Source organism: Sphingomonas sp. PP-CE-1G-424, from assembly GCF_004341085.1.
In the GTDB taxonomy this organism is placed as follows: domain Bacteria; phylum Pseudomonadota; class Alphaproteobacteria; order Sphingomonadales; family Sphingomonadaceae; genus Sphingomonas.
Genome location: NZ_SLXW01000002.1, coordinates 1029648 through 1052206 on the forward strand (window position 1 = coordinate 1029648; position 22559 = coordinate 1052206).

26 protein-coding genes are annotated in these 22559 nt (G+C 65.8%); 11 read left to right on the top strand and 15 right to left on the bottom strand.

The window, feature by feature from the left end; all coding sequences use genetic code 11:
* Positions 1 to 53 precede the first annotated feature (53 nt).
* The 6 genes from purQ to C8J43_RS09935 form a co-directional block, all read right to left on the bottom strand.
* Positions 54 to 722, bottom strand: a complete 669-nt coding sequence (gene purQ, locus C8J43_RS09910; RefSeq protein ID WP_133030704.1) for a phosphoribosylformylglycinamidine synthase subunit PurQ — start codon at positions 720 to 722, stop codon at positions 54 to 56.
* The gene (purS, locus tag C8J43_RS09915) at positions 719 to 949 is read right to left on the bottom strand and encodes a phosphoribosylformylglycinamidine synthase subunit PurS (RefSeq protein ID WP_056050714.1); all 231 of its coding nucleotides are present in this window, start codon (positions 947 to 949) and stop codon (positions 719 to 721) included. Before purS ends, purQ begins: the two co-directional genes overlap by 4 nt.
* On the bottom strand, positions 950 to 1729 hold the full coding sequence (gene purC, locus C8J43_RS09920; protein WP_056050712.1) for a phosphoribosylaminoimidazolesuccinocarboxamide synthase: 780 nt from the start codon (positions 1727 to 1729) through the stop codon (positions 950 to 952). It abuts the gene before it with no gap.
* Between the two features lie 155 nt (positions 1730 to 1884).
* The gene (locus C8J43_RS09925) at positions 1885 to 2742 is read right to left on the bottom strand and encodes a hypothetical protein (protein ID WP_133030705.1); all 858 of its coding nucleotides are present in this window, start codon (positions 2740 to 2742) and stop codon (positions 1885 to 1887) included.
* A 62-nt stretch (positions 2743 to 2804) separates the two neighbouring features.
* Positions 2805 to 4019 carry a kynureninase gene (gene kynU, locus C8J43_RS09930; protein WP_133030706.1) on the bottom strand — a complete coding sequence of 405 codons (1215 nt, stop codon included), beginning with the start codon at positions 4017 to 4019 and terminating at the stop codon, positions 2805 to 2807.
* Complete coding sequence (locus tag C8J43_RS09935) at positions 4016 to 5020, bottom strand: alpha/beta hydrolase (protein WP_347812504.1); 1005 nt, start codon at positions 5018 to 5020, stop codon at positions 4016 to 4018. The genes kynU and C8J43_RS09935 overlap by 4 nt, the downstream gene beginning before the upstream one ends.
* A gap of 40 nt (positions 5021 to 5060) precedes the next feature.
* Here C8J43_RS09935 and parC point away from each other — a divergent pair, with 40 nt between their 5' ends.
* Both parC and C8J43_RS09945 read left to right on the top strand, forming a co-directional pair.
* The gene (gene parC, locus C8J43_RS09940) at positions 5061 to 7310 is read left to right on the top strand and encodes a DNA topoisomerase IV subunit A (protein ID WP_133030707.1); all 2250 of its coding nucleotides are present in this window, start codon (positions 5061 to 5063) and stop codon (positions 7308 to 7310) included.
* A 93-nt stretch (positions 7311 to 7403) separates the two neighbouring features.
* The gene (locus C8J43_RS09945) at positions 7404 to 9074 is read left to right on the top strand and encodes a bifunctional diguanylate cyclase/phosphodiesterase (RefSeq protein ID WP_133030708.1); all 1671 of its coding nucleotides are present in this window, start codon (positions 7404 to 7406) and stop codon (positions 9072 to 9074) included.
* Positions 9075 to 9147: 73 nt separating this feature from the next.
* On the opposite strand, the gene C8J43_RS09950 is transcribed toward C8J43_RS09945, so the two are convergent.
* From C8J43_RS09950 to C8J43_RS09965, 4 genes are read right to left on the bottom strand one after another with little or no spacing between them, the layout of a single operon-like run.
* The gene (locus C8J43_RS09950; RefSeq protein ID WP_243645493.1) at positions 9148 to 10326 is read right to left on the bottom strand and encodes a CCA tRNA nucleotidyltransferase; all 1179 of its coding nucleotides are present in this window, start codon (positions 10324 to 10326) and stop codon (positions 9148 to 9150) included.
* A complete protein-coding gene (locus C8J43_RS09955; RefSeq protein ID WP_133030710.1) occupies positions 10317 to 10913 on the bottom strand; it encodes a CoA pyrophosphatase in 597 nt (198 codons plus the stop codon). The genes C8J43_RS09950 and C8J43_RS09955 overlap by 10 nt, the downstream gene beginning before the upstream one ends.
* Complete coding sequence (locus C8J43_RS09960) at positions 10910 to 11476, bottom strand: DUF1285 domain-containing protein (protein ID WP_060527022.1); 567 nt, start codon at positions 11474 to 11476, stop codon at positions 10910 to 10912. The genes C8J43_RS09955 and C8J43_RS09960 overlap by 4 nt, the downstream gene beginning before the upstream one ends.
* 43 nt (positions 11477 to 11519) lie before the next feature.
* A complete protein-coding gene (locus C8J43_RS09965) occupies positions 11520 to 12035 on the bottom strand; it encodes an N-acetyltransferase (RefSeq protein WP_133030711.1) in 516 nt (171 codons plus the stop codon).
* A gap of 176 nt (positions 12036 to 12211) precedes the next feature.
* Here C8J43_RS09965 and C8J43_RS09970 point away from each other — a divergent pair, with 176 nt between their 5' ends.
* Together C8J43_RS09970 and C8J43_RS09975 are read left to right on the top strand one after the other, a co-directional pair.
* Positions 12212 to 12583: a dihydroneopterin aldolase gene (locus tag C8J43_RS09970; RefSeq protein WP_133030712.1), complete on the top strand. Its 372-nt coding sequence runs from the start codon at positions 12212 to 12214 to the stop codon at positions 12581 to 12583.
* Positions 12584 to 12599: 16 nt separating this feature from the next.
* Entirely contained in the window at positions 12600 to 12890 is a 291-nt protein-coding gene (locus tag C8J43_RS09975; protein ID WP_165899586.1) for a Rossmann fold domain-containing protein, read from the top strand.
* On the opposite strand, the gene C8J43_RS09980 is transcribed toward C8J43_RS09975, so the two are convergent.
* Entirely contained in the window at positions 12887 to 13771 is an 885-nt protein-coding gene (locus C8J43_RS09980) for a hypothetical protein (protein WP_165899587.1), read from the bottom strand. The two genes, C8J43_RS09975 and C8J43_RS09980, sit on opposite strands and share 4 nt — an antisense overlap.
* A gap of 224 nt (positions 13772 to 13995) precedes the next feature.
* On the opposite strand from C8J43_RS09980, the gene C8J43_RS09985 reads away from it, so the two are divergent.
* The 5 genes from C8J43_RS09985 to C8J43_RS10005 all read left to right on the top strand — a co-directional run bounded on the left by C8J43_RS09985 (position 13996) and on the right by C8J43_RS10005 (position 17182).
* On the top strand, positions 13996 to 14673 hold the full coding sequence (locus tag C8J43_RS09985; RefSeq protein ID WP_056050690.1) for an energy transducer TonB: 678 nt from the start codon (positions 13996 to 13998) through the stop codon (positions 14671 to 14673).
* Positions 14674 to 14780: 107 nt separating this feature from the next.
* A complete protein-coding gene (locus C8J43_RS09990; protein ID WP_056050688.1) occupies positions 14781 to 15566 on the top strand; it encodes a MotA/TolQ/ExbB proton channel family protein in 786 nt (261 codons plus the stop codon).
* Between the two features lie 97 nt (positions 15567 to 15663).
* The gene (locus C8J43_RS09995; protein WP_056050686.1) at positions 15664 to 16140 is read left to right on the top strand and encodes a biopolymer transporter ExbD; all 477 of its coding nucleotides are present in this window, start codon (positions 15664 to 15666) and stop codon (positions 16138 to 16140) included.
* Positions 16141 to 16199: 59 nt separating this feature from the next.
* Complete coding sequence (locus C8J43_RS10000; RefSeq protein WP_056050684.1) at positions 16200 to 16628, top strand: biopolymer transporter ExbD; 429 nt, start codon at positions 16200 to 16202, stop codon at positions 16626 to 16628.
* A 194-nt stretch (positions 16629 to 16822) separates the two neighbouring features.
* A complete protein-coding gene (locus C8J43_RS10005) occupies positions 16823 to 17182 on the top strand; it encodes a tetratricopeptide repeat protein (protein WP_121886793.1) in 360 nt (119 codons plus the stop codon).
* A gap of 506 nt (positions 17183 to 17688) precedes the next feature.
* Here C8J43_RS10005 and dcd read toward each other — a convergent pair.
* Positions 17689 to 18243 (bottom strand): dCTP deaminase, encoded by a 555-nt coding sequence (dcd, locus tag C8J43_RS10010; protein WP_060527027.1) that lies wholly within the window; start codon positions 18241 to 18243, stop codon positions 17689 to 17691.
* 162 nt (positions 18244 to 18405) lie between these two features.
* On the opposite strand from dcd, the gene C8J43_RS10015 reads away from it, so the two are divergent.
* Positions 18406 to 19104, top strand: coding sequence for an HPP family protein (locus C8J43_RS10015; protein WP_133030714.1), 699 nt, complete (start codon positions 18406 to 18408; stop codon positions 19102 to 19104).
* A gap of 4 nt (positions 19105 to 19108) precedes the next feature.
* Here C8J43_RS10015 and cdd read toward each other — a convergent pair whose 3' ends face one another.
* From cdd to C8J43_RS10030, 3 genes are read right to left on the bottom strand one after another with little or no spacing between them, the layout of a single operon-like run.
* Positions 19109 to 19558: a cytidine deaminase gene (gene cdd, locus C8J43_RS10020; protein WP_133030715.1), complete on the bottom strand. Its 450-nt coding sequence runs from the start codon at positions 19556 to 19558 to the stop codon at positions 19109 to 19111.
* Positions 19555 to 20232 (bottom strand): GH25 family lysozyme, encoded by a 678-nt coding sequence (locus tag C8J43_RS10025; protein WP_133030716.1) that lies wholly within the window; start codon positions 20230 to 20232, stop codon positions 19555 to 19557. Before C8J43_RS10025 ends, cdd begins: the two co-directional genes overlap by 4 nt.
* A 7-nt stretch (positions 20233 to 20239) precedes the next feature.
* Positions 20240 to 20722 (bottom strand): UPF0262 family protein, encoded by a 483-nt coding sequence (locus tag C8J43_RS10030; protein ID WP_133030717.1) that lies wholly within the window; start codon positions 20720 to 20722, stop codon positions 20240 to 20242.
* Between the two features lie 272 nt (positions 20723 to 20994).
* Here C8J43_RS10030 and C8J43_RS10035 point away from each other — a divergent pair, with 272 nt between their 5' ends.
* Positions 20995 to 22485 carry a replicative DNA helicase gene (locus C8J43_RS10035; RefSeq protein WP_056063049.1) on the top strand — a complete coding sequence of 497 codons (1491 nt, stop codon included), beginning with the start codon at positions 20995 to 20997 and terminating at the stop codon, positions 22483 to 22485.
* Positions 22486 to 22559: the final 74 nt, after the last annotated feature.

Below are 22559 nucleotides of genomic sequence, written 5' to 3' on the forward strand. Positions count from 1 at the left end.
TCAGGCTCTTCGACTTCGCTCAGGGCGAATGGATGGGGGTGGTGACGGAGTGGTTAGGCGCTGACCGCTTCGAGCAGACCCTCGAACAAGCGCCGTCCGTCGGTGCCGCCATGCGCCGCTTCAATACGACGCTCCGGGTGTGGCATCATGCCAAGCACGTTGCCCTTGTCGTTGAGCAACCCGGCGATATTCCGCGCGGAACCGTTGACGCTCTCGGCATAACGGAACGCTACGCGGCCTTCACCTTCGAGGCGGTCGAGTGTCTCGGTATCGGCGAAGTAATTGCCGTCATGATGCGCGACCGGGAACGAGACGCGCTCACCGGCCGTATAGCCCGACGTGAAGGTCGAATTCGCCGTCTCAACCGTCAGCGCGACGTCGCGGCAGACGAAATTCAGCCCCTCGTTGCGCATCAAAGCGCCGGGGAGGAGACCCGCTTCGGTCAACACCTGGAAGCCGTTGCAGATGCCGAGCACGGGCAGACCCTTGCCCGCCTGCTCGACGACCGCACGCATGATCGGCGACCGTGCCGCGATCGCACCCGAGCGCAGGTAGTCGCCGTACGAGAACCCACCGGGCACCGCGACCAAGCCGACATCCGCCGGCAAGTCCGCGTCACCGTGCCAGACCATGAGCGGCTTGACGCCGGTCACCGCCTCCAGCGCGACGGCAATGTCGCGGTCGCAGTTGGAGCCCGGAAAGACGATGACGGCGGTCTTCATGCGCGCTCGACCCGGTAATTCTCGATCACCGTGTTGGCGAGCAGCTTGCGGCACATGCCGTCGATGGTGGCGTCGTCGGTATCGTCGGCGACTTCCAGTTCGATCAACTTGCCCTGGCGTACGTCCTGCACGCCGTCGAAGCCGAGGCTGCCGAGTGCGTGGTGGATCGCCCGGCCCTGCGGATCGAGCACGCCGGGCTTCAATGTCACGAAAACCTTGAGTTTCATTTACTTGCCCCGGTTCTTGCGATGCTTTTCGAGGTCGAGGACGGCGTTGTCGGCCCCCTCGGGCAGCAGGCCGAGACGGCGTGCAACCTCTTGATATGCTTCGACTTCGCCACCGAGATCGCGACGGAAGCGATCCTTGTCCATCTTCTCGTTGGTTTCCATGTCCCACAGGCGGCAGCCATCGGGGCTGATCTCGTCGGCGAGGATGATCCGACCGAAGTCGTTGTCGAAAATGCGGCCGAATTCGAGCTTGAAGTCGACCAGGCGGATGCCGACGCCGGCGAACAGCCCGCACAGGAAATCGTTCACGCGGATCGCGAGGTCGGCGATGTCGTGCATCTCCTCCTGGCTCGCCCAGCCGAACGCGGCGATGTGTTCGTCGGAGATCATCGGATCGCCGAGCGCATCGTCCTTGTAGTAATATTCGATGATCGTGCGGGGCAGCTTGGTGCCCTCCTCGATCCCGAGGCGCGTCGAGATCGAACCTGCGGCGACGTTGCGCACGACGACTTCGATCGGGACGATCTCGACCTGGCGGATCAGCTGCTCGCGCATGTTGAGGCGGCGGATGAAGTGCGTCGGCACGCCGATATGATCGAGCAGCGTGAAGATGTGCTCGGAAATCCGGTTGTTGAGCACGCCCTTGCCGTTGATCGTGCCCTTTTTCTGGGCATTGAACGCGGTCGCGTCGTCCTTAAAATACTGGATCAGCGTGCCTGGCTCGGGACCCTCGTAGAGGATCTTGGCCTTGCCTTCGTAGATCTGGCGGCGGCGAGCCATGCGCGGTCCCCTGGAAATCGAGCGATGAAAATCGAGCGGCCCCAGCCTACGCGATATGTACCGCGAAGCCGAGGCCGGAATAGGCCGCGCCTATAGGCGAAGGGTACGGGGGGTGCAATCGCGGCGCATGACTGCCCTCGGAATACTGCCCGACGTCATCGCAATGCCGGGGACGACGTGTCGTGGGCAGTCGCGAGCGGTCGGCCGGTTCGACGATCGATGCGGGCCATCAACTCGGTCCACCAACGCTGGATCCAGCGTCGCCAGACCAGGAAGACCAGCAAGATCACCAGCAGCGGCGGGCCGAGTGCCGCCAATACCCATAGCAGCGCCGTGACGGTCAATCCGATCGAGCCGAGCGCGGTGTCGCCAGCGTCTTGCAGACGGTCGACCAAGCCAGTCCCGCGGCCGGTCGTGTAGTCGAACGACATCGGCGTATTGGCGAGACTTTCGCGCTGTTCGGATGCCGTCGCGGCGGCGGCCGTGGCTTGGCCCTGCGCGACGGCCTGTTGCTGGCGGAGTTCGGTACGTTCGCGTGGGGATAGATCGACGCGGGCCAGTTCGCGGTCGATCCGGGCGCGTTCGGCCGCGACATCGGTCCGTTCGGTTGCGGTCGCTGTGGCGGCAGTGGCGACATCGGTTCCGCTGATATCGGCCCCCGTCAGCGTCGCGCCGACACTCTGCGCCTGCTTCACCCCGGCCCGGCCAAAGGCACGCGCCAGGGGGGCGGCGATCTTGACCGACAGGTTCGCGCTGACGTCGCCTTGCTGGCCGACCGTGTAGCGCAATCCCGTTATCCGGCAGCGTGTTGCACCAAGCCGTTCGCACGCACGCGCATGCTCTTCCTGAAGATCCGAGATCCGCGACGAGGGAAGCGTCAGGTTATAGCTGTAGTCGAAGGCCACCCCGGCAACCGAATTACCGGCAATATCGGGTTCTCCGGCGCTACTTTCGGGAGCCTTGCTGCACCCGGCCAGGGACAACGCGATAGCGCTACTAACAACCCACTTCATGGACAGTCTCCCGTGATCTATCCAAACACTATCAATTAACTGGGATATGCCGTCAAGCGTGCTCAGGTCACGACGAGCCGTTGCGAATATGCCGGATCGCGCCAGCTTTCGGTCTCCACCGTATCCCGCAATATCTCGCCCGCGCGCCAGACGTCTTCATGGCTGAGGTACAAGGGTGTGAGCCCAAGGCGCAGGATGTCGGGGTCCCGGAAGTCGCCGATGACGCCGCGGGCGACGAGCGCTTGCGTGAGTTCATAGGCCTGCGGGTGGCGGAAGCTGATGTGGCTGCCGCGTTTGGCGGGGTCTCGGGGGCTGACGCAGTCGAGGCCTAGTGCGTCGCCGGCTGCGGCGAGGATGTCGAACAGCTGCGCGCTCTTCGTTGCGACTGCGTGTTGGTCGATGTCGGCCCAGAGGTCGAGTGCGGTTTCCAGTGCCGCAGTCGAGAGCATCGCAGGCGTGCCGGCAAGCCAGCGTTTCATGCCGGGGGCGGGGCGGTAGGCGTCCTCGAATGCGAAGGGGGCGGCGTGGCCCATCCAGCCCGAGAGCGGGCTGGCGAGGGCGCCTTGCCAGCGCTTGGTGACGTAGAGGAACGCGGGCGCGCCGGGGCCGCCATTGAGGTATTTATAGGTGCACCCGACGGCTAGGTCGGCGTTCGCGGCGTTGAGGTCGATCGGGACTGCGCCGACGCTGTGGCTCAGGTCCCAGAGCATGAGCGCGCCGGCATCGTGCGCGCGGGCAGTCCAGGCGGCCATGTCGAAGCGGTCGCTTGTCTTGTAGTGGACGTGGGTGAGCAGCAGCACCGCGGTATCGTCGTCGAGCGCTGTGGCGAGGTCTTCGCGAGCGACGACCTTCAACCGCGCGCCGGGGACGCAGGAGACGGCACCTTCCGCAATGTGCAGGTCGGTCGGGAAGTTGCCGGCCTCGCTGATGATGGTGTGGCGGTCGGGGTTGCTGCGAAGACCGGCGACCAAGGCCTTGAAGAGATGTGTCGAGGTGGTGTCGCCGATAATGACCTCGTCCTCGCCCGCGCCGATCAGGGGAGCGATCTTCGCGCCGATCCGCTGTGGGGCGTCGATCCAGCCCTCGTTCCAGCTTCGGATGAGGCGGTCGCCCCATTGGCGGGTGGCGATGTCGGCCAGCGCTGCGGGCGTGGCCTTGGGCAGCGCACCGAGCGAGTTGCCGTCGAGGTAGATCACGCCCTCGGGGAGCGCGAACTTCTCGCGGTAGGCGGCGAGCGGATCGGTCGCGTCGAGCGCGCGGGCGTCTTCGAGAGTCACTGGGTCGTTCCGAAATTGGTCAGGATCAGGCGTTTGGCCTCGGCCCAGGCAGGCGTTTCCGGCGCAATCAGTTCGACATGGCCGGTCGCGGGGATGGTGTGGAGCGTGGCGGTGTCGCCGGCAGCGTTGGCCTTGGCGATATAGTCGGTCGCCATGACGAAGGGGATGATCCGGTCTTCGCGGCCGTTGATCAGGTCCTGCTTCACTCCGAGCGACAGGAGGCGCGGGACCGAGGTGTCGGCGTAGACGTCCGGATGCTGCGGCGTGGGCGTGCCGACCAGTTTCGCGACGACTTCGGTGCCGCAGCCATTGTCGGCGTTGGTCGCGGTGGCTTCGAGATCGGGCAGACCGCCGAGGCTGATGACGTGGCGGATACGGAGCGGCTGCGCGGTATGGAGCGGGCTCGACGCAGGGATCTTGGGGCGGGCGGCGAGCCAGAGCGCGAGGTGACCACCGGCCGAGTGGCCGATCGCGAGCACGCGGCGCGTATCCAGGTTGAACCTCTTGGCGCTGACCTTGAGTTGGTCCGCAGCCTTCGCAGCGTCCGCGAACGTCCCCGGATAGCCGCCGCCAGCGCGGTCGACACCGCGATAGTCGATGTTCCAGACCGCGACGCCGGTGTTCCGCAGGTCGTCGGCGATCCAGTTCATCAGGCTGCGATCGGCGATGCTCGTCGTCCAGCACCCGCCATGCACCATCAAGACCACCGGGAACGGCCCCTTGGTGTTGCCCTTGGGGAGCCAGACGTCGACCTTCTGCATCTGGTCGGTGCCATAGGCGACGGTCGCGTCGGGCATCGGCTTCGGCCGCTTCGTCAGGTCGGGCCAGGTCAGCAACTTGGGCGGCGGGGGGACGGGCGTTTGCGCCATTACGGGCGTGGACATCGCGGCGAGCGCGAGAAAGGCAAGGCGGATCATCGGGTTGGTGTAGCGGCCTCGATCGACCGCGTCATGCGGGCATGTCGTCGCGTCGCGGCATGCCGCAAGGTTCGTTGCGTTCATGCTTTGATCGTTTCGTTCGCGGCTGCTATCGATGCGCGCAATGGCCACCGATTTCAAAGATCCGTTCGACTCCATCGTCGACGCCCCCTTCGACAGCGCGCTGTCCGAGCGGTACCTCGTCTATGCGTTGTCGACGATCACCGCGCGGTCGCTGCCCGACGTGCGCGACGGGATGAAGCCGGTGCATCGGCGCCTGCTCTGGGCGATGCGGCTGCTGAAGCTCGATCCCGCGCAGGGGTACAAGAAGTGCGCACGTGTCGTCGGCGACGTCATCGGTAAGTATCATCCGCACGGCGACCAGTCGGTCTACGACGCGATGGTCCGCTTGGCGCAGTCGTTCGCGATGCGCTATCCGCTGGTCGACGGGCAGGGCAATTTCGGCAATATCGACGGCGATAACGCGGCTGCCTACCGCTACACCGAGGCGCGACTGACCCAGGTCGCGATCGACCTGATGGACGGGCTCGACGAGGACGCGGTCGCGTATCGCCCGACGTACAACGGCGAGGATCACGAACCCGAGTTGTTCCCCGGACTGTTCCCCAACCTGTTGGCGAACGGCGCTAGCGGGATCGCGGTCGGCATGGCGACGAGCATCCCGCCGCACAATGCGGCCGAACTGCTTGAGGCGGCGATCGTGCTGATCGATACGCCCGAAGCGGACGATGCGGCGATCCTGGAGCATGTGAAGGGCCCCGATTTCCCGACCGGCGGGCTGGTCGTCGATCCGCCCGCGGTCATCCGCGAATCCTACGCGACCGGGCGGGGTGGCTTTCGCGTCCGTGCGCGCTGGGAGACCGAACGTGAGAAGGGCGGCGGCTGGCAGCTGATCGTCACCGAGATCCCGTATGGCGTGCAGAAGGGCAAGCTGATCGAGCAGATCGCCGATCTGATCAACGCCAAGCGGCTGCCGATCCTCGCCGACGTGCGCGACGAATCGGATACCGAGATCCGCATCGTGCTCGAACCGCGCAGCCGCACGGTCGATCCGCAGATCCTGATGGACGGGCTGTTCCGGCTGACCGACCTCGAGACGCGGATCAGCCTCAACCTCAACGTCCTCGACAAGGATCGCACGCCGCGCGTGATGAGCTTGCGCGAGGCGCTGGCGGCGTGGGTCGATCACCAGTTCGTCGTGCTGCGCAGGCGTACCGAACACCGGCTGGCGAAGATCGCCGACCGGGTCGAACTGCTCGACGGGTATCTGATCGCATATCTCAATCTCGACCGCGTGATCGAGATCATCCGGACCGAGGATGAGCCCAAAAAGGTGATGATCGCCGAGTTCGCGCTGACCGATCGTCAGGCCGAAGCAATCCTCAACATGCGGCTGCGTAGCTTGCGGCGGCTGGAAGAGTTCGAGATCAAGACCGAGCGCGACAAGCTTGACAAGGAGCAGGCGACGCTCGCCGCGTTGCTCGCCGATCCGAAGAAGCAGCGCGCGCGGATGAAGCGCGACATGGCGAAGATCCGCGATCGTTATGGGTTGGAGACTCCGCTCGGCAAGCGGCGCACGACGATCGAGGAGCACGCGCCGACCCGCGACATCCCGCTCGAGGCGATGATCGAGCGCGAGCCAATTACCGTGATCCTGTCGCAGCGCGGCTGGATCCGCGCTATGAAGGGGCACAACGATCTGGCGAGCCCGGAGGCGCTGAAGTTCAAGGAGGGTGACGGCCCGGCCTATGCATTCCATGCGCAGACCACCGACAAGCTGTTGCTCGCGGCGGAGAACGGGCGGTTCTACACGTTGGCGGCGGACAAGCTGCCGGGCGGGCGCGGGTTCGGCGAGCCGGTGCGCGCGATGATCGATCTCGACGGCAGCGTCGGGATCGTCGCGCTGCTGCCCGCGAGCAAGCATCCCAAGCTCCTTGTCGTTGCCACCGATGGACGTGGGTTCTCCGTGAGCAGCGCCGAAGTGATTGCCGAAACCCGCAAAGGCAAGACGGTGATGACGCCGCGGCCGGGTGCGCAGTTGAAGATCGTTCGGCCGATCGGGCCCAACGACGATTACGTTGCGGCGATCGGCGACAACCGGAAGATGCTGGTGTTCCCGCTCGCCGAACTCGTCGAGATGACGCGCGGACAGGGGCTTCAGTTGCAGCGGTATCGCGACGGAGGGCTGGCGGATGCGATCACGTTCACGTTCGCCGATGGACTGAGCTGGGCGATGGGCGGCGGAACCGGTCGGACCAGAACCGAATCGGACCTTGGACCCTGGCGGGCGGCGCGCGGCGCGGCCGGAAGAATGCCACCGACCGGGTTCCCGCGCGATAATCGCTTTGGCTAGCGTACCGTAAACCAACGACTTAACGCGATATGACGAAATGAACCGATGCGGTTCCTTCAGTTCGTCTTAACGAAGGACGTGTATGCAATCGGTATGGCATCGACAGCCCCGGATGCGACGACGCACCTGACGACCGCGACCGATCTGGTTTCGCGCGCGCTGGAACTCATTCCGATTCCGGCCGTGCATATCCATCTCATCGACGGGGCGTTCGAGCTCTTTGCGATGAACCGGGCCTACCGTCTCGCGGGACTCGGCGTGGTTGCGGAGCGATCGCCGATGATCGTCGACCTCGGGCCGCGAATTCGGGCGTTTCTCGAGAGCCAGCAGCTGCGGATCGATACCGACTGGACGCTGGGCGATGCGGTCGATTGCCGCTATTACCGCGTGACGATGGCGCGGACGTTCGCCTGGATGCACGACCGGTGCACCGTGAGCTTCATCGACCAGACGTCGCAGATCCAGACCGAGCGCAGCCTCCGACGCGAAATGACGACCGACAGCCTGACGGGGTTGCCGAATCGCGAGGGATTCGAGGAACTGATCGAGACCGTGCCCGACCGTAGCATCAGCGCGGTGCTCGCGGTCGATATCGATCGGTTCGGTCGGCTGAACTCGTGCCTGGGATCGCTGGCGGGCGACGAACTGCTGATCACCGTGGCGCGGCGGATCAAGGGTGCGTTGCGCGGACGCGACATGCTGGCACGGATCGGCGGCGATCAGTTCGGGATACTGATGACCATCGACGACGATCGCGAGGAGGCCCACGCGCTCGCCGAACGGATCCAGCGGACGCTGACCACGCCGTTCCGGCTGACCGACTATGAGATCAGCGTCGAGTGTTCGGTGGGTATCGCCTATGGTGGGGACGACGCGAGCGATGTCGCCGAGCTGATCCGCCACGCCCAGTTCGCGGTGAAGCGCGCCAAGGCCAGCGGCCTCGCCGAGAGTTATCTGCCGCAGGATTTCGCGATCGCGCGCGCGCAGTTCAGCATGGAAACCGCGCTGCGCCGGGCGATCGAGAATCGCGAGCTGCGGCTTGCGTATCAGCCGATCTGCGATCTTTCCAGCGGCCGGATCGTCTCGTTCGAGGCGCTGGCGCGGTGGACCGATGCGAGCGGTCAGCGGCATTGCCCGACCACCTTCATCCCGGTGGCCGAGGAATCCGGGCTGATCGTGCCGCTGGGGCGCTGGGCGATCGACGAGGCGGCCCGAACGCTGGCAGCCTGGGATGCGCGGTTTGGCGGCGATTGCGGCGTCCGGCTGGCGGTGAACCTGTCGGCGATCCAGCTCCAGCGCGACGCGATCGCACCGGTGGTGGAGGCCGCGCTCGCATCGACCGGGCTCGCGGGCGACCGGTTCACGCTCGAATTGACCGAGAGTGCGATCGTCACCGATCCGGATCGTATCGCCAAGACGATGCACGCGCTGAAGGCGCTCGGCACGACGCTCGCGATGGACGATTTTGGAACCGGCTATTCGAACCTCGCCTACCTCCAGAAGCTGCCGATCGACGTGCTCAAGATCGACCGCAGCTTCGTCACCGGCATGCTCGCGGACCGCGACAAGGTCTCGATCGTCCGCGCGATCCTGAGCCTCGCGCAGGCGCTGGGCATGAAGACGACCGCCGAAGGCGTCGAGACGTTCGACCTAGCGCAGACGCTGACCGCGCTCGGGTGCACCTATGGGCAAGGATATTTCTACGCGCGGCCGCTCGAAGCGGATGCGGCGTATGCGATGATCGTTCCTGCCGAGGTAGGCTAGGCCAGGCGAACGCATGGCCGTCGCCTCAGCCTCACCGAAGTGAAGGCTGGAGCCGGGGCGGGGGAAGCGGCGACTAAAGTACCGCTGCTGCGACCATCTCGTCGGCGATGACCGCGACCCTCGCTGCATCGGGAAAGCCCTCGGCGATCCAGCGCGTCTCGACCTGACGAAGCATCGCGGCGACCTCCGGCCCCCTGCGCAGGCCGCGTTCCACGAGCGCCCCGCCGGAGAACGGGAACGCGGGCGGCGTCCAGTCCTTGATGGCCGAGACGTCTTCGCCGGCAACCAGCAGGCGGTCGATCGCGACGGTCGTGCCAACGCGGTAGGCGAGTGCCTGCGGGCCTTCCTCGCCGGGGCCGGCGGTGGCGGCGATCAGGCGCTTGCGGTCGGTGTTAGAGAGCTTCAGACGCGCGCCGACGGCTTCGGCCGCAGCGGGGGCGATCGTCATCGCGAGCCGGCGGATCGGGTCCGGGGCGATGCCCGCCGTCGTTTCGCGGTCGGCGAGGAGGGCAAGGCGCTCGGCACCGGCCGCATCGATCTCCGGCAACACCGCACGAAAGATGCCGCGCTCGACCATCAGCGCGACGACGGGCACGGCGTTGGCCGCGACCAGCAGCTTCAGAACTTCGCTCGCGACGCGTTCGCGGGAAAGCGCCATCAGGTCGTTGGCACGTGCGGTGCAGGCGTCGAGCCCGGCTTCGTCGATCGCGGTGCCGAACCGCGCGTGGAAGCGGAAGAAGCGGAGGATGCGCAGATGATCCTCGGCAATCCGCTGCAACGGGTCGCCAATGAAGCGCACGCGCCGTGCCGCGAGATCGTCCAGGCCGCCGAAATAATCGAAGATTTCGCCGGTCGCGGGATCCGCGTAGAGCGCGTTCATCGTGAAGTCGCGGCGCGCCGCATCCTCGCGCCAGTCGTCGGTATAGGCGATGATCGCGTGGCGACCGTCGGTCGAGACGTCGCGGCGCAGTGTCGTCACTTCGACCGGCCCTGCGGCGGTGACCGCGGTGATCGTGCCGTGTGCGAGCCCGGTCGGGACCGCCTTGATCCGCGCATCCTGAAGTCGCTCGATCACCTCCTGCGGGGGCAGGCGGGTGGCGATATCAACATCGGCGACGTCGATCCCGAGCAGGGTATCGCGCACCGCGCCACCGACGAAGCGCGACTCGCCCTCCGCCGCGCCGAGAACCCTGGTCAGTGCTGCGAGGCCGTCCCGCTCGCGCCACGGCGCAGCCGGGAGTATCAAGACCACCTCAGGCGGCGGGCGAGGTTGACGATCATCGCCGCGGTCGCGCCCCAGATGCGGCGCTCGTTCCACATGATCTCGTAATAATGCCGATCGTGGCCGTGCCATTCGAGCGTCGCCTCGACATGGTTGGCTTGATCAAGCAGGAACGCGAGCGGGACTTCGAAGACGCTGGCGACTTCCGCTTCGCTCGGCGTGAAGATCAGGTCGGGCGGGATGATCCCGATCACCGGCGTCACCTGGAACCCGGTGACGGTGCGGTAGCTGTCGGCCTCGCCGATCACGCGGACCTTGTCGCGGGGGAGGGCGATCTCCTCCTCGGATTCGCGCAGGGCCGCGGTCACGACGTCCTCGCCGGGATCGATCCGACCGCCGGGGAACGCGATCTGGCCGGGGTGGCGGCTCATCGTGTCGGTGCGCTGCGTCAGGATCACGCCCGGATCGGCGCGGTCGGTCACCGCGATCAGCACCGCGGCGGGGAGCAGCGTATCGGCCGCGGTGAGGTCGCCGTCATGCTGGTCGCCGGTGAGCAGGATCATGTGCGACCCGGCGCCCTTCGCCAGCGCCGCGGTCAGCCGTTCCGTCAGATTCATGCAGCGGGCTCCAGCGGGAAGAACGCGCCGTCGCTCCACAGCCCGGCGGGGGTCGCATCGTCGGCGATCGCGCGCTCGGCGAGTTCGTAATAGACCGAGCGGACGACCAGCGCCTCCATCCCGCCACGCACCGCGAGGTAGGGGCGAGGGCCGTCGGTATCCTCGACGAAGCGCAGCGGATGCTCCGGGCCTGCGGTGACGAGGTCGCCGGTGTTGAGCCGGAAGGCGAGCTTCGAGTCGCGACCGCTGCCCTCCGCCTTCATCTCGACCGCGATGAAGGCGGCGTCCTCGACCTCGATATCGAGCTTCTCGACCGGCGTGACGAGGACGTGGCTGCCGTCGGGTTCGCGCCGCAGGATCGTCGAGAACAGCCGGACCATCGCCGGGCGGCCGATCGGCGAGCCCTGATGATACCAAGTCCCGTCGCGCGCGATCCGCATCTCGCTGTCGCCGCAATGCGTCGGGTTCCATTTCTCGACGGGCGGGAGCTTGGCTTCCTCGACCAACCGCGCGATTTCCGCGAGGCTGAGCGAGGCGATATCGGGGATGGGGTCCATGGGCATGGCGGCGGACTAGGCGGGCGGGGGGGCTAGGTAAAGCGGCGGCTTATGCGGATGCGGTGACTGGCATGCGCGGACCCAGCATTCCGGTGCCGTCCGGGACCGCTTCGCCGCGTGCGAGCAGGCGGTGGCGCTCGACAGGGCCGGGCGCGTTCCAGCGGGCGGTGCGGTCTGCGGTGAAGCCGAAGAACCGGCCGTAATAGTCGGGATCGCCGATCAGCATGAGCGCCTCGCCGAGGCCGTTCGCTGCGGCGGCATCGAGGACCTGCGCGACGAGGCCGCGGCCGATGCCGTCGCCCTGCCGGGTCGGGGCGACGGCGACCGGACCGACCATCACCAGCGGGCTCTCGCGGTCGTCGCCGATCAGCGCGATCGGCCAGCACTGGATCGAGCCGACCAGCGCGCCGTCCTCGACTGCTGCGAAGCTCAGCGCGGCGATTGGCCTGCCGGGACCCCGGATCTTGTAGGCGGTTCGGGTGAACCGGTCCGGGCCAAACGCGGCATCGAGCAGCATCTCGACCGCGGTCGGATTGATCGTGTCGAGGGGGACGAGCGTAATCACCGGCATCTCCTGCCCCGAAGGCGTCCGAGCATGAACGGCGAGGGCAGCGCGCTTTAGCCTTGGCGAGGCTGAACGCAAGAATAACCGGGGGTGAGACGCGCGTAGGGGATCGGCATCGCATCGCCCCGTCGAACAGCCGACTTTCATCTCGGCGTGCGTCTGCTAGAGGCGCGGCGATGGAAGACAGTCTTCAACTCGAAGTCCACGATCTCGAAGTGCAGGTCCTGACCGGCATCTATTCGGAGGAGACGCACCTGCCGCAGCCGCTGCGGATCTCGCTGACCGTCGACATGGTCTGCCCGAAGCGCTTCGCGCCGGATACGCCGCTGTCGGCGTCGAAGAATTACCTCGACCTGAAGAACGCGGCGACCACCGCGCTGCCGCCCGGTGTGCATTTCACGCTGATCGAAGGCGTCGCGGATCACATCTGCGAGACGCTGTTCCTGCAGGATGCGCGCGTGCTGCGCGTGCAGGTGAAGATCGTGAAACTGGCGATCGCCGAGGCGGACGAAGCGATCGGCGCGACTCTCGTCCGCCATCGCCGCTGATCCGCGGAGCCGAATGGTGCGGCTGATACTCGAATCGGACGGCGACATCGTCTCGCTGATCCGGAGTGCCGAGGCCGAGTCGATCGTCGTCATCGTGCGACCGCCCGCGAACGCGCTGTGGACGGCATTGGCACGCGCTGCGATTCCACCGCTGGCGATCGAGCGCGCACCGGGCTGCCGGGTCAACGCGGTATTCGCCGAGGAGGGCGCGCGCGACGCCGATGTCGATGCCGCCGCGGACTTCCTCGACCACGCTCGATCGACCACCGGTCAGATCATAGACGTTCGCCCGCCTGCGCTCGGCTAGAGTTTGCGCGTTCGACCGCAGGGGCCGAGCGCCTTCAGCACGAAGGCATAGTCCTCGCGCGCGACGACTGCGTCGGCGGCTTCGAGCGACTTGGTGCTGTGGTCCGGCAGCGTCGACGGCAGTGCGCACGTCAGGCGATACCACAGCAATGTGTCGGGCTTGGGCGGTGCGGCCGATTCGTCGACGATCTCGCTCAGCGCCACCGCCCAGCGCGGCTGCTCGCCGGGGCGACGGAGGATCGAGAGCGACACGGGGCGTTGATCGGCCGTTGTCAGGAAGATCTGCGTTTCGCCCTCGCCGGGCAGCGCGCCGGCCACATGGAAGGCGTTGCCGACACCGGTGATGACCGGCGGCGCATCGGTCGCCAGGGCCGCTTCCGCGATCTGGCGGACGGTGGCCTGCGCGGCGGGTGTCCAGTCGATCTGCGCATCCGGCGCGACGAGCTGCACCTGGTTGACCGAGCCGGCGACCGGCCGTGCGAACAGCAACACCCGCGCCTTCTTGAATTTGGGGATGCGGCCGCGCGTGTCGGGGCCGACGTCGAGCAGGTAGCCGATTCGGGGCGGCAGGCCGTTTGCGCCCCGGATCAGCGTCCCGACATCGACCTCGACATAAAGTCTAACCTGTCCCGAAGTGAGACCAGGTGCCTCCGACGGCTTGATCCGGGCGGTCGATCGGACGGTCGCATCGGCGATCACGGGCGCCGACAGGACGAGATCGGCAAGGTCCGAATATTGGAAGGACGATGCCGCGGACGACGGGCCGGATGACGGCGCATTTGTCGGATAACCGGGGGAAACGGCGGTCTGGGACGCAGAAATCGGTCCCGCCGCCAAAGCGATGATGCTGACGCAAGCCGTAACGTGAAAGGAGATTTTCATCGCTTTGCGCTACGCCATCGGAGCTGAACGATACAGAAATAATTCTGCCATCCCGAGGTTGTACGTTTGTTGCGTCCGACAAAGCGTTTGCGTGTCGCGGAACGTGGCGATAGGACTCGGGTACTGCCCCGTGGTTATTCCGGCCAACGGCAGACGTATGCGTCGCGCACTTGGTGCGAACACGTGCGTACGGAGCAGGCAGATTAAGGGAGTGTCGTTTCTGAATGGCCTATACTGACCAGAAGATGTCCGGAGGCAAAATCGTCGCGATCGTGATCGTCGCGCTGATTCATGCGGCCTTGGGCTACGCTTTCGTCACGGGCCTCGCGTATCAGTACGTGAAAAAGGCCCAAGAAAAGATGACGACGTTCGACGTGGAGCCGCCACCGCCGCCGCCTCCGCCCGACGAGCCCCCGCCGCCGCCGCCTGACCAGCCCAACCTGCCGCCGCCACCGACTACGGTCGTGACGCCGCCGCCGGTCGTTGTAACGCCGCAGCCAGCGCCCGCGCTGACGACGTCGAGCATCATCCCGAAGTTCCAGCCGACGGCTCCGCCGGCTCCGCCGTCGCCGGCGGTGGCGCCAGCGCCGCCCGCTCCGGTGGTCAGCAAGGCGGCCGGTGCGAAGGGTGATCCTGCGCAGTGGGTTTCGACGGACGATTATCCGCCGAGTTCGCTGCGTGCCGAGGAAGAAGGCACCGTCGGGATCGCCTGGGACATCAACACCCAGGGTCGCGTCGAGAACTGCCGCGTCACATCGTCGAGCGGATCGTCCGCGCTGGATCGGGCCGCTTGCGCCGCGATCACACGGCGTGGTCGGTATTCGCCGGCAGTGGACACGGCGGGCAATCCGATCCGGTCGAGCTCTTCGCGTCGCGTGACGTGGAAGATCCCGCCTCAGTGATTTGGGCCAGGGATTATCGGGCCTGATGATTTGGGCCTGATACTCTGGTCAGTTTACGCTGCACCTTTCGTTTCAGACATAGACTATAGTCAGAGGACTAACCGAACATGATCACCACCATTCTTGCAGCGGCAGCGCCCGCCGCAGCCGACGCCAACCCGTACGGCCTGCAAGCCGCACTCCGCGAGGGCGGCCTGATTTCGCAGACCGTGTTCGGCATCCTCGTGCTGATGTCGGTCGTGTCGTTCTACATCCTGTTCTCGAAGCTGTTCGAGCAGCAGAAGATCATCGGCCAGGGCAAGCGCGTCCGTCAGGCTTTCTGGTCGTCCAACAGCCTCCGCGAGGGTTCGGCCAAGCTCGAGAAGAACTCGGCCTACAAGCAGATCGTCGACGACGGTCTGGCCGCTCAGGAGCAGCATTCGAAGCTGACCGATCCGGTCGAGGCGCATGACTGGCTGCACGGCTCGCTGGCGCGTTCGGAAGCCGCGATCAACTCGAAGCTGGGTGGCGGTCTCGCCTTCCTCGCAACGGTCGGTTCGGTTTCGCCGTTCATCGGTCTGTTCGGTACCGTTATCGGCATCTACCGCGCACTGGTTAAGATCGGCGCATCGGGTCAGGCATCGATCGACAAGGTCGCAGGGCCGGTCGGTGAAGCACTGATCATGACCGCCCTCGGTCTGGTCGTCGCGGTTCCTGCCGTTCTGTCGTACAACTGGCTGCAGCGCCGCAACAAGTCGATCGCAGAGGACCTGTCGGCCTTCTCGAACGACGTGCTCGGCTTCCTGGCGTCGAACGGTGCGGTTCGCCCGGCGATCGCCGGTCCTGCTAAGCCGGTCACGAAGCCTGCCACGACGACCACGACTGCCGGCCAGACCGGTGGCGTACCGCGCTAATCAAGATGCGCAAAAGGCGGGGCTGCTGTCCGCAGCGGCTCCGCTTCATTGCCGCCGGCAGTTCCGGTGGCGATCAAATGGATAGGATAGTTCGCACATGGCGATGAGTGTTGGTGGCGATTCCACCGAGAGTTCGATATCGGACATCAATACGACGCCGCTGGTCGACGTCATGCTCGTGCTCCTGATCATCTTCCTGGTGACGACCACGGTCGCGGTCCAGGCGGTGCAGCTGAAGCTGCCGGATGTTCGCTTCGATCCGACGATGACCAAGCCCGAGAACGTCTCGCTCTCGGTGACGTCGGCCAACGGACAGTGCCAGGTCTATTGGGGTCTTTCCCCGGTGACTCACGAAGAGTTGCTGCAGCGGGGCGTCGATAAGCTGAAGGCGGAGATCGCGCGTCAGGGCGGTGCCAATGCCGCTGGCCTCGAATTGCCCGAGGCGCATATCCGCGGCGACGTGAACGCACCGTATCGCTGCATCGGCGCCACGATCTACACGATGCAGCAGGCCGGGTTCGCCCGTGTCGGCTTCATCTCCGAACCGCCTCCCGGCGTCACCACCGAACGTTGATGCGGAACGCTGATGCCAACCGCTGACGGTGGCTCGGACGTATTTAGGAGTAGTATAAAATGGCAATGAGCGGCGGCAAAGAAGACGGCGCGCCGATGATGGAAATGAACATGACGCCGTTGATCGACGTCCTGCTCGTTCTCCTCATCATGTTCATCATCACGATCCCGATCCAGACGCATGCGGTCAAGGTCGACCTTCCGGTCAACAGCCCGAACCAGCCGCAGAACCCGGTCAATCCCGAGAAGAACAAGATCTCGATCGATCCGGCGGGTGTCGTGGCGTGGAACGGTGCGCCGGTCGATGAAGTCACGCTGCGCCAGTATCTGGATCAGAGCGCTGGCATGACGCCGGAGCCCGAACTTCACTTCCAGCCTGATCCGCAGGCGAAGTATGAAGTGGTCGATCGCACGCTTGCGGTGATCAAGCGGTCCGCGATCACGAAGCTCGGTTTCATCGGCAACGAGCAGTACCGCAACGACTTCTAAGTCAGCGTACAGCATCGAACGTCCAAAGGGCGGTCCTCCGGGACCGCCCTTTTTTTGTTGTTTGCCACCGGACGGGCGGGCGCAGGGGCCTCACGAGAAGTTGATCGATGTACTTGTATGACCGTCTTCAAAGTGACACACCGTTGTCACAAAAATGAAACCTTCGGATCGGCGGAGGTCAGTGGAGATGGATGATGCGCAAGACAGTCCTGTTCGCTCTCGCAATCCTTGGCACGGCAACGCCGGCGCTGGCGGGATCGTCCGCAACCGTGGATCGTACCGGCTATACGGCGATCGCGGCGGGCGACCTCTCGACGGCGGAACAGCGCATCGTCGCCGAGCGGAAGATCTTCCCGCAGCGTCCCGAGCTGATGATCAATCTGGCGTCGGTGTATCACCGGACCGGTCGCGACTCGGAAGCCCGCGCGCTGTATGCGGCGGTGCTGGAACGGCCGGCGGTCGCGATGGACCTGCCGTCGGGCGCAGTGGCGTCGTCGCACGATCTCGCGAGCCGGGCGCTTGCCCGCCAAACCCAGCAGATCGCGACTCGCTGAGCGGGACCTTGCGGCCGTGAGTGGAGGCCGTTGGTGCGCGAGCGCGAATGTTTCCAGCGCGGCCCCGATGGCGGGGACCACGCTGGTTAAAGGTGCGCGCCCTTCCTGTTCTCCCGCGAAGGCGGGAGCCCAGTCTGGGTCCCCGCCTTCGTGGGGAAACAAGTTGGGCGGCAGTTGAGAGGGTATTGAGCGAGCAAGGAGCAGCCGAGCACGAGGGTGCTCGAACGTGTAGCCTGGCGGGGGGATCGTCCGCGATTGGACGGCATCCCTAGAGCTGGGACGATCCGTGTCCGATCTTGCCGACCGCTAGGTGAGGGTCGTTTCTTGCCATTTCGACCCCGACCTTCGCCGGGAGGGTGCGGGGAGCTACAGGTCAACCGCTATCCCCTAGCGATAGCGTGCCGCGGGCAACCAATCTGCGGCGGAAGCGGGCAATCCGCAGACCTGGAGCGAAGGTAGATCGGGTCCCAAACCCTCCGCAGGCCCCACTCGGTTTGCCCTTAGCCCTAGAGCCGCGGCAACGTCACACCGCGCTGGCGCATGTATTTGCCCGCGCGGTCGGCATAGCTGACTTCGCAAGGCTCGTTCCCCTTGAGGAACAGGAACTGGCACGCGCCTTCGTTGGCGTAGATCTTGGCCGGTAGCGGCGTGGTGTTCGAGAATTCGAGCGTCACATGCCCCTCCCATTCGGGCTCGAGCGGGGTCACGTTGACGATGATCCCGCACCGCGCATAGGTCGACTTGCCGAGGCAGATCACCAGCACGTCGCGCGGCACGCGAAAATACTCGACCGTCCGGGCGAGTGCGAAGCTGTTGGGCGGGATAATGCACACGTCGGTCTTGCGGTCGACGAAGCTGTTGGCCGCGAAGTCCTTCGGGTCGACGATCGCGCTGTCGACGTTGGTGAAGATCTTGAACTCGTCGGCAACGCGCGCGTCATAGCCATAGGACGACAGTCCGTACGAGATGCAGCCATCGCGGCGCTGCGCCTCGTGGAACGGTTCGATCATCGCGTCGCCGAGCGCGCGCTCGCGGATCCAGCGGTCGGACATCACGGACATGGTAGCTCCTCTTCGGGATGCGCTTTCGCCCGGATGCGGCGTCACGGCAAGGGGGCACGCTCGCGACATCACGAACGACCGCAAACGCGCACGGAGTCGCGTCGCGCGGATGACTTGCCGTCCGCGAGGCCCTACGCACGCGGATCAATCGCAGGGGTCAAGATGCGCGCGTTCGTTCCGATACTCGCCGGTGTCACTTTACGCAGTCGGCTGTTGGCATGCCTGGGTGCGTGCCTCGGCATAGCGCTGACGAGCGTCATCAGCGCGACGATCATCCACCCGCATGGATCGTTGCTGCTGCTGGTCGCGCCGATGGGCGCGGCGGCGGTGCTGGTCTTCGTGGTGCCCGCCAGCCCGCTCTCGCAACCCTGGTCGGTGATCGGCGGCAACGTGATCTCGGCGCTGGTCGGTGTCGCGGCCCTGAAGCTCGTGCCGATCCCGGTCCTTGCAGCCGGACTCGCGGTGGGCGGCGCGATCCTCGCAATGTCGCTGACGCGGTCGTTGCATCCGCCGGCGGGCGCGGTGGCGCTGACAGCGGTGCTCGGCGGGCCGGCGGTGTGGGACGCGGGGTTCGGGTTCGCGCTGGTGCCGATCGCCGTCAACTCGGTCGCGTTGGTCGGATTGGGTATGGCGTTTCATCGGATCACCGGGCAGCGCTATCCGCACCAGCCGGTGCCGACCAGCGACCGCGCGCACGAGCCCGAGGCGACGATGCTGACCGCTGAAGATCTCGATCTTGCGCTGATCGACCTGGGAGAGACGCTCGACGTCGGTCGGGAGGACCTCGACGAACTGCTCCGTCGTGTCGAGCATCACGCGATCCGCCGCTGCGCACTGGCCGGCCCAATCACGCGACGCTGATCGGTCAGCCGATCCCGAGATCCGCTGGCCCGAACGCGTCGGGCAGCAGTTCCGAGACGGTATAGGTGCGGATCGCGTCGCCTTCCGCCGCGCCGCAGTACACCGGCAGGTCGCGGCCGCCCATCTGCGCGGCCTCGTTGATGACCTGACGGCAGCGCCCACAGGGGCTGACGGGGGAGGAGCCAGTGGCACGGCCCTCGGCATCCATCGCGCCCCCGATCACGCCGATCGCGACGATATCGCGGAGCCGGCCTGCGGCGCTGGCGGTAGCGATCGCGACCGTCTCCGCGCACAGCGACAAGCCGTAGCTGGCGTTCTCGAAGTTTGCGCCGGTGATCACCGTCCCGTCGTCGAGCAGCACCGCAGCCCCCACCGCGAACCGCGAATAGGGCGCGTGCGCATTGCGCGAGGCGTCACGTGCCGCGGCGACGAGTTGCGTTGCTTGTTCGTTCATGATGCCACCACGTCCCAGTTCACCGGTCCCTCGATTCCGTCGATGCGGCGGAAATCGCTTGCCCGCCACATTCGCCACGGTCGCGCGGTGTAGTCGGGCTTGAAGATATTCTCTACCGCCCATAGCGGCCGCGGCACGGCGTCCGACAGCGTGTATTGCGAGTCCACCGCCTTGCTGATCCGTAGCATGACCGGCTGGCGAGTATGCGTTTCGACCATTGTCACGAACTGCGCGATATCGGCGATCAGCGTCGCGCGATCCGGCCGTGCCGTGCAGTCGTCGTGGAACGCGATGTCGACCGCGGTCGGCAACGCGTCCGACGTCCGCGGCACGAAGGTGTTGAACGCGTTCGCCTGCTCGTCCGCGCGTTGGCACAACGAATAGACATGAACCGCACCGCGTCGCAGGCCCGCGTCGGGCAGCGCGGCCCAGTTCGCCTCGAACGTCGGATCGCGGCGGTCGGTACCCGACGTCGCGACGATGTAGGCGAAGTCGGCACCGCTCGCGCGCACCGTGCCCCATTCGACCGAGCCGGGGTTCTCGGCAAGGTCGATGCCCTGCAACGGGTATTTCTTGACGTCGGGGTGCCAGCCGGTCGCCGCGGTCCAGCCGCAGATACCGACGAAGCCGGTCGCGGCGAGCGCGGCCGCGAATTTCAAAAGTGCGTGAGCCATGGGTCTTCTAGTTGCGGATGTGGAGGACGCAGATCAGCGTGAACAGCCGTCGCGCAGTGTCGAAATCGACCTCGATCTTGCCGTCGAGACGCTCTTTCAGCAGCTCGGCAGCTTCGTTGTGGACGCCCCGGCGCGCCATGTCGACTGTCTCGATCTGGGCGGGGGAGGATTGCCGGATCGCCTGGTAATAACTGTCGCAGATCGCGAAGTAATCGCGGATCGGGCGGCGGAAGCGCCCGAGCGCGAGCACCAAAGTCTCGAGATGCGTGTCGTCTTCGCGGTGGATATGGATGCCGAGGCGTCCTTCCTCCGACTGGAGCTTGATCTTGTACGGCCCCGCATAGCCGTCGGCATAGGCGCGCTGCGGAGCGAAGTGATTGCCCTCGATCAGGTCGAAGATCGCGATCCGCCGCTCCTGCTCGACGTCGGGCGAGCGCCAGCCGAGACTGGTCTCGTCGAGTTGCACGTCGATGATCCGCGGGTCGGGCATCACGGTTCGATAGCGGGGGTCGTATCGCCTGTCACTTGGTCTGAGCGTGCGGAAGCCAAGAGCACAACGGACTCCCCTCCCTGGAAGAGAGGGGCAGGGGGTGGGTAGGCCAGCTCTGGCCGCAACCGTTCGACGATCCGGAGACCGACCCACCCCCGACCCCTCCCTTCCAGGGAGGGGGGAAGCAGAGAAGAGAAGAACGAACGACTTATCCCCATCATTCCACCGCACGTCGCTTGGACGCGCACGCGTCCATCGCGTAGGTGCAGGGGATGGCAACTCTCGCATTCCCCGTCCCCGCCGTGGCCGAGCCGCAGCAGCTTCCCCGCAACGTCGAGGCCGAGGCCGCGATGCTCGGCGCGATGATGATCGACAACCGGCTCGCGGACGATCTCGTCGACAAGCTCGAACCGGGGCATTTCTTCGAACCTGTGCACGGGCGTATCTTTGCGGCGATCAAGACGCTGCGTGGCAATGACATGCTGGTGACGCCGGTGACGCTGCGGCCGATGTTCGATGCGGACGAGGGTATGCGCGAGTTGGGCGGGCCGGCGTATCTGGCTGGGCTGACGGGCAGCGGTGCGGGCCTGATCGGCGCGCGCCAGTTCGCGCAGCAGATCTACGACCTCGCGATGTTGCGTGCGCTCGTGTCGGTCGGCCGCACGCTGGTCGATCGCGCGATGGACACCTCCGAGGAGGTCAATCCGCGCGCGCAGATCGAACTGGCCGAAGAGGAGCTGTTCAAGGTCGCGGCGGATGGCGGCTCCGAGAACACGGTGAAGTCGTTCGCGCAGGCGACGACCGCGGCGGTCAAGATGGCCGAGCGCGCGCTGAACTCGGGCGGCAACCTGTCGGGCGTCACCACCGGCATCGATTCGATCAACGCCAAGATCGGCGGCATGCATCACAGCGATCTGATGATCCTTGCCGGCCGTCCGGGCATGGGCAAGACATCGCTCGCCACCAACATCGCGTTCAACGCCGCGCGGCGCTGGATGCGCGACATGGCCGACGGGATCGCGCCGAAGGATTCGGTCGGCGCGAAGGTCGCGTTCTTCTCGCTGGAGATGTCTGCGGATCAGCTTGCGACGCGTATTCTCGCCGAGCAGTCGCAGATCTCGTCTGAATCGCTCCGCATGGGTAAGATCAGCCGTACCGAGTTCGCGCAGCTCGCTGCTGCCGCTGCCGAGCTGGAGAATCTGCCGCTGTTCATCGACGACACCGGCGGCCTCTCGATCGGCGCGCTGCATACGCGCGTCCGCCGGTTGCAGCGCCGGCATAACAACGAGATTGGGCTGGTGGTGGTCGACTACCTTCAGCTGCTGTCGGGCTCGGGCAAGAGCAAGGACGGCAACCGCGTCCAGGAAATCTCCGAGATCTCGCGCGGCCTGAAGACCTTGGCGAAGGACCTCAACGTGCCAGTGCTCGCGCTGTCGCAGCTGTCGCGTGCGGTGGAATCGCGCGAGGACAAGACGCCGATGCTGTCGGATTTGCGCGAGTCGGGGTCGATCGAGCAGGACGCCGACATGGTCTGGTTCGTCTACCGCGAGGATTATTACGTCGCGTCGAAGGAGCCCAAGCGGCCGGCGGAAGGGGATAGCTCGAAGATCTTCGAGGACCACGCGTCGTGGGCGGCGGAGATGGAGCGGGTGTATGGTTTGGCGGAACTGATCATCGCGAAACAGCGACACGGTGCGACGGGGAAGGTCCGGATGAAGTTCGATCCGACCATCACCAAGTTCTCGGATTTGGCAGAGTATTGATCCGCTTCTCCCTCGCCCCTTCGGGGAGAGGGAAGGGGCCCGCGGCCCTTGCCGTGGGAAGGGAGAGGGGAGTG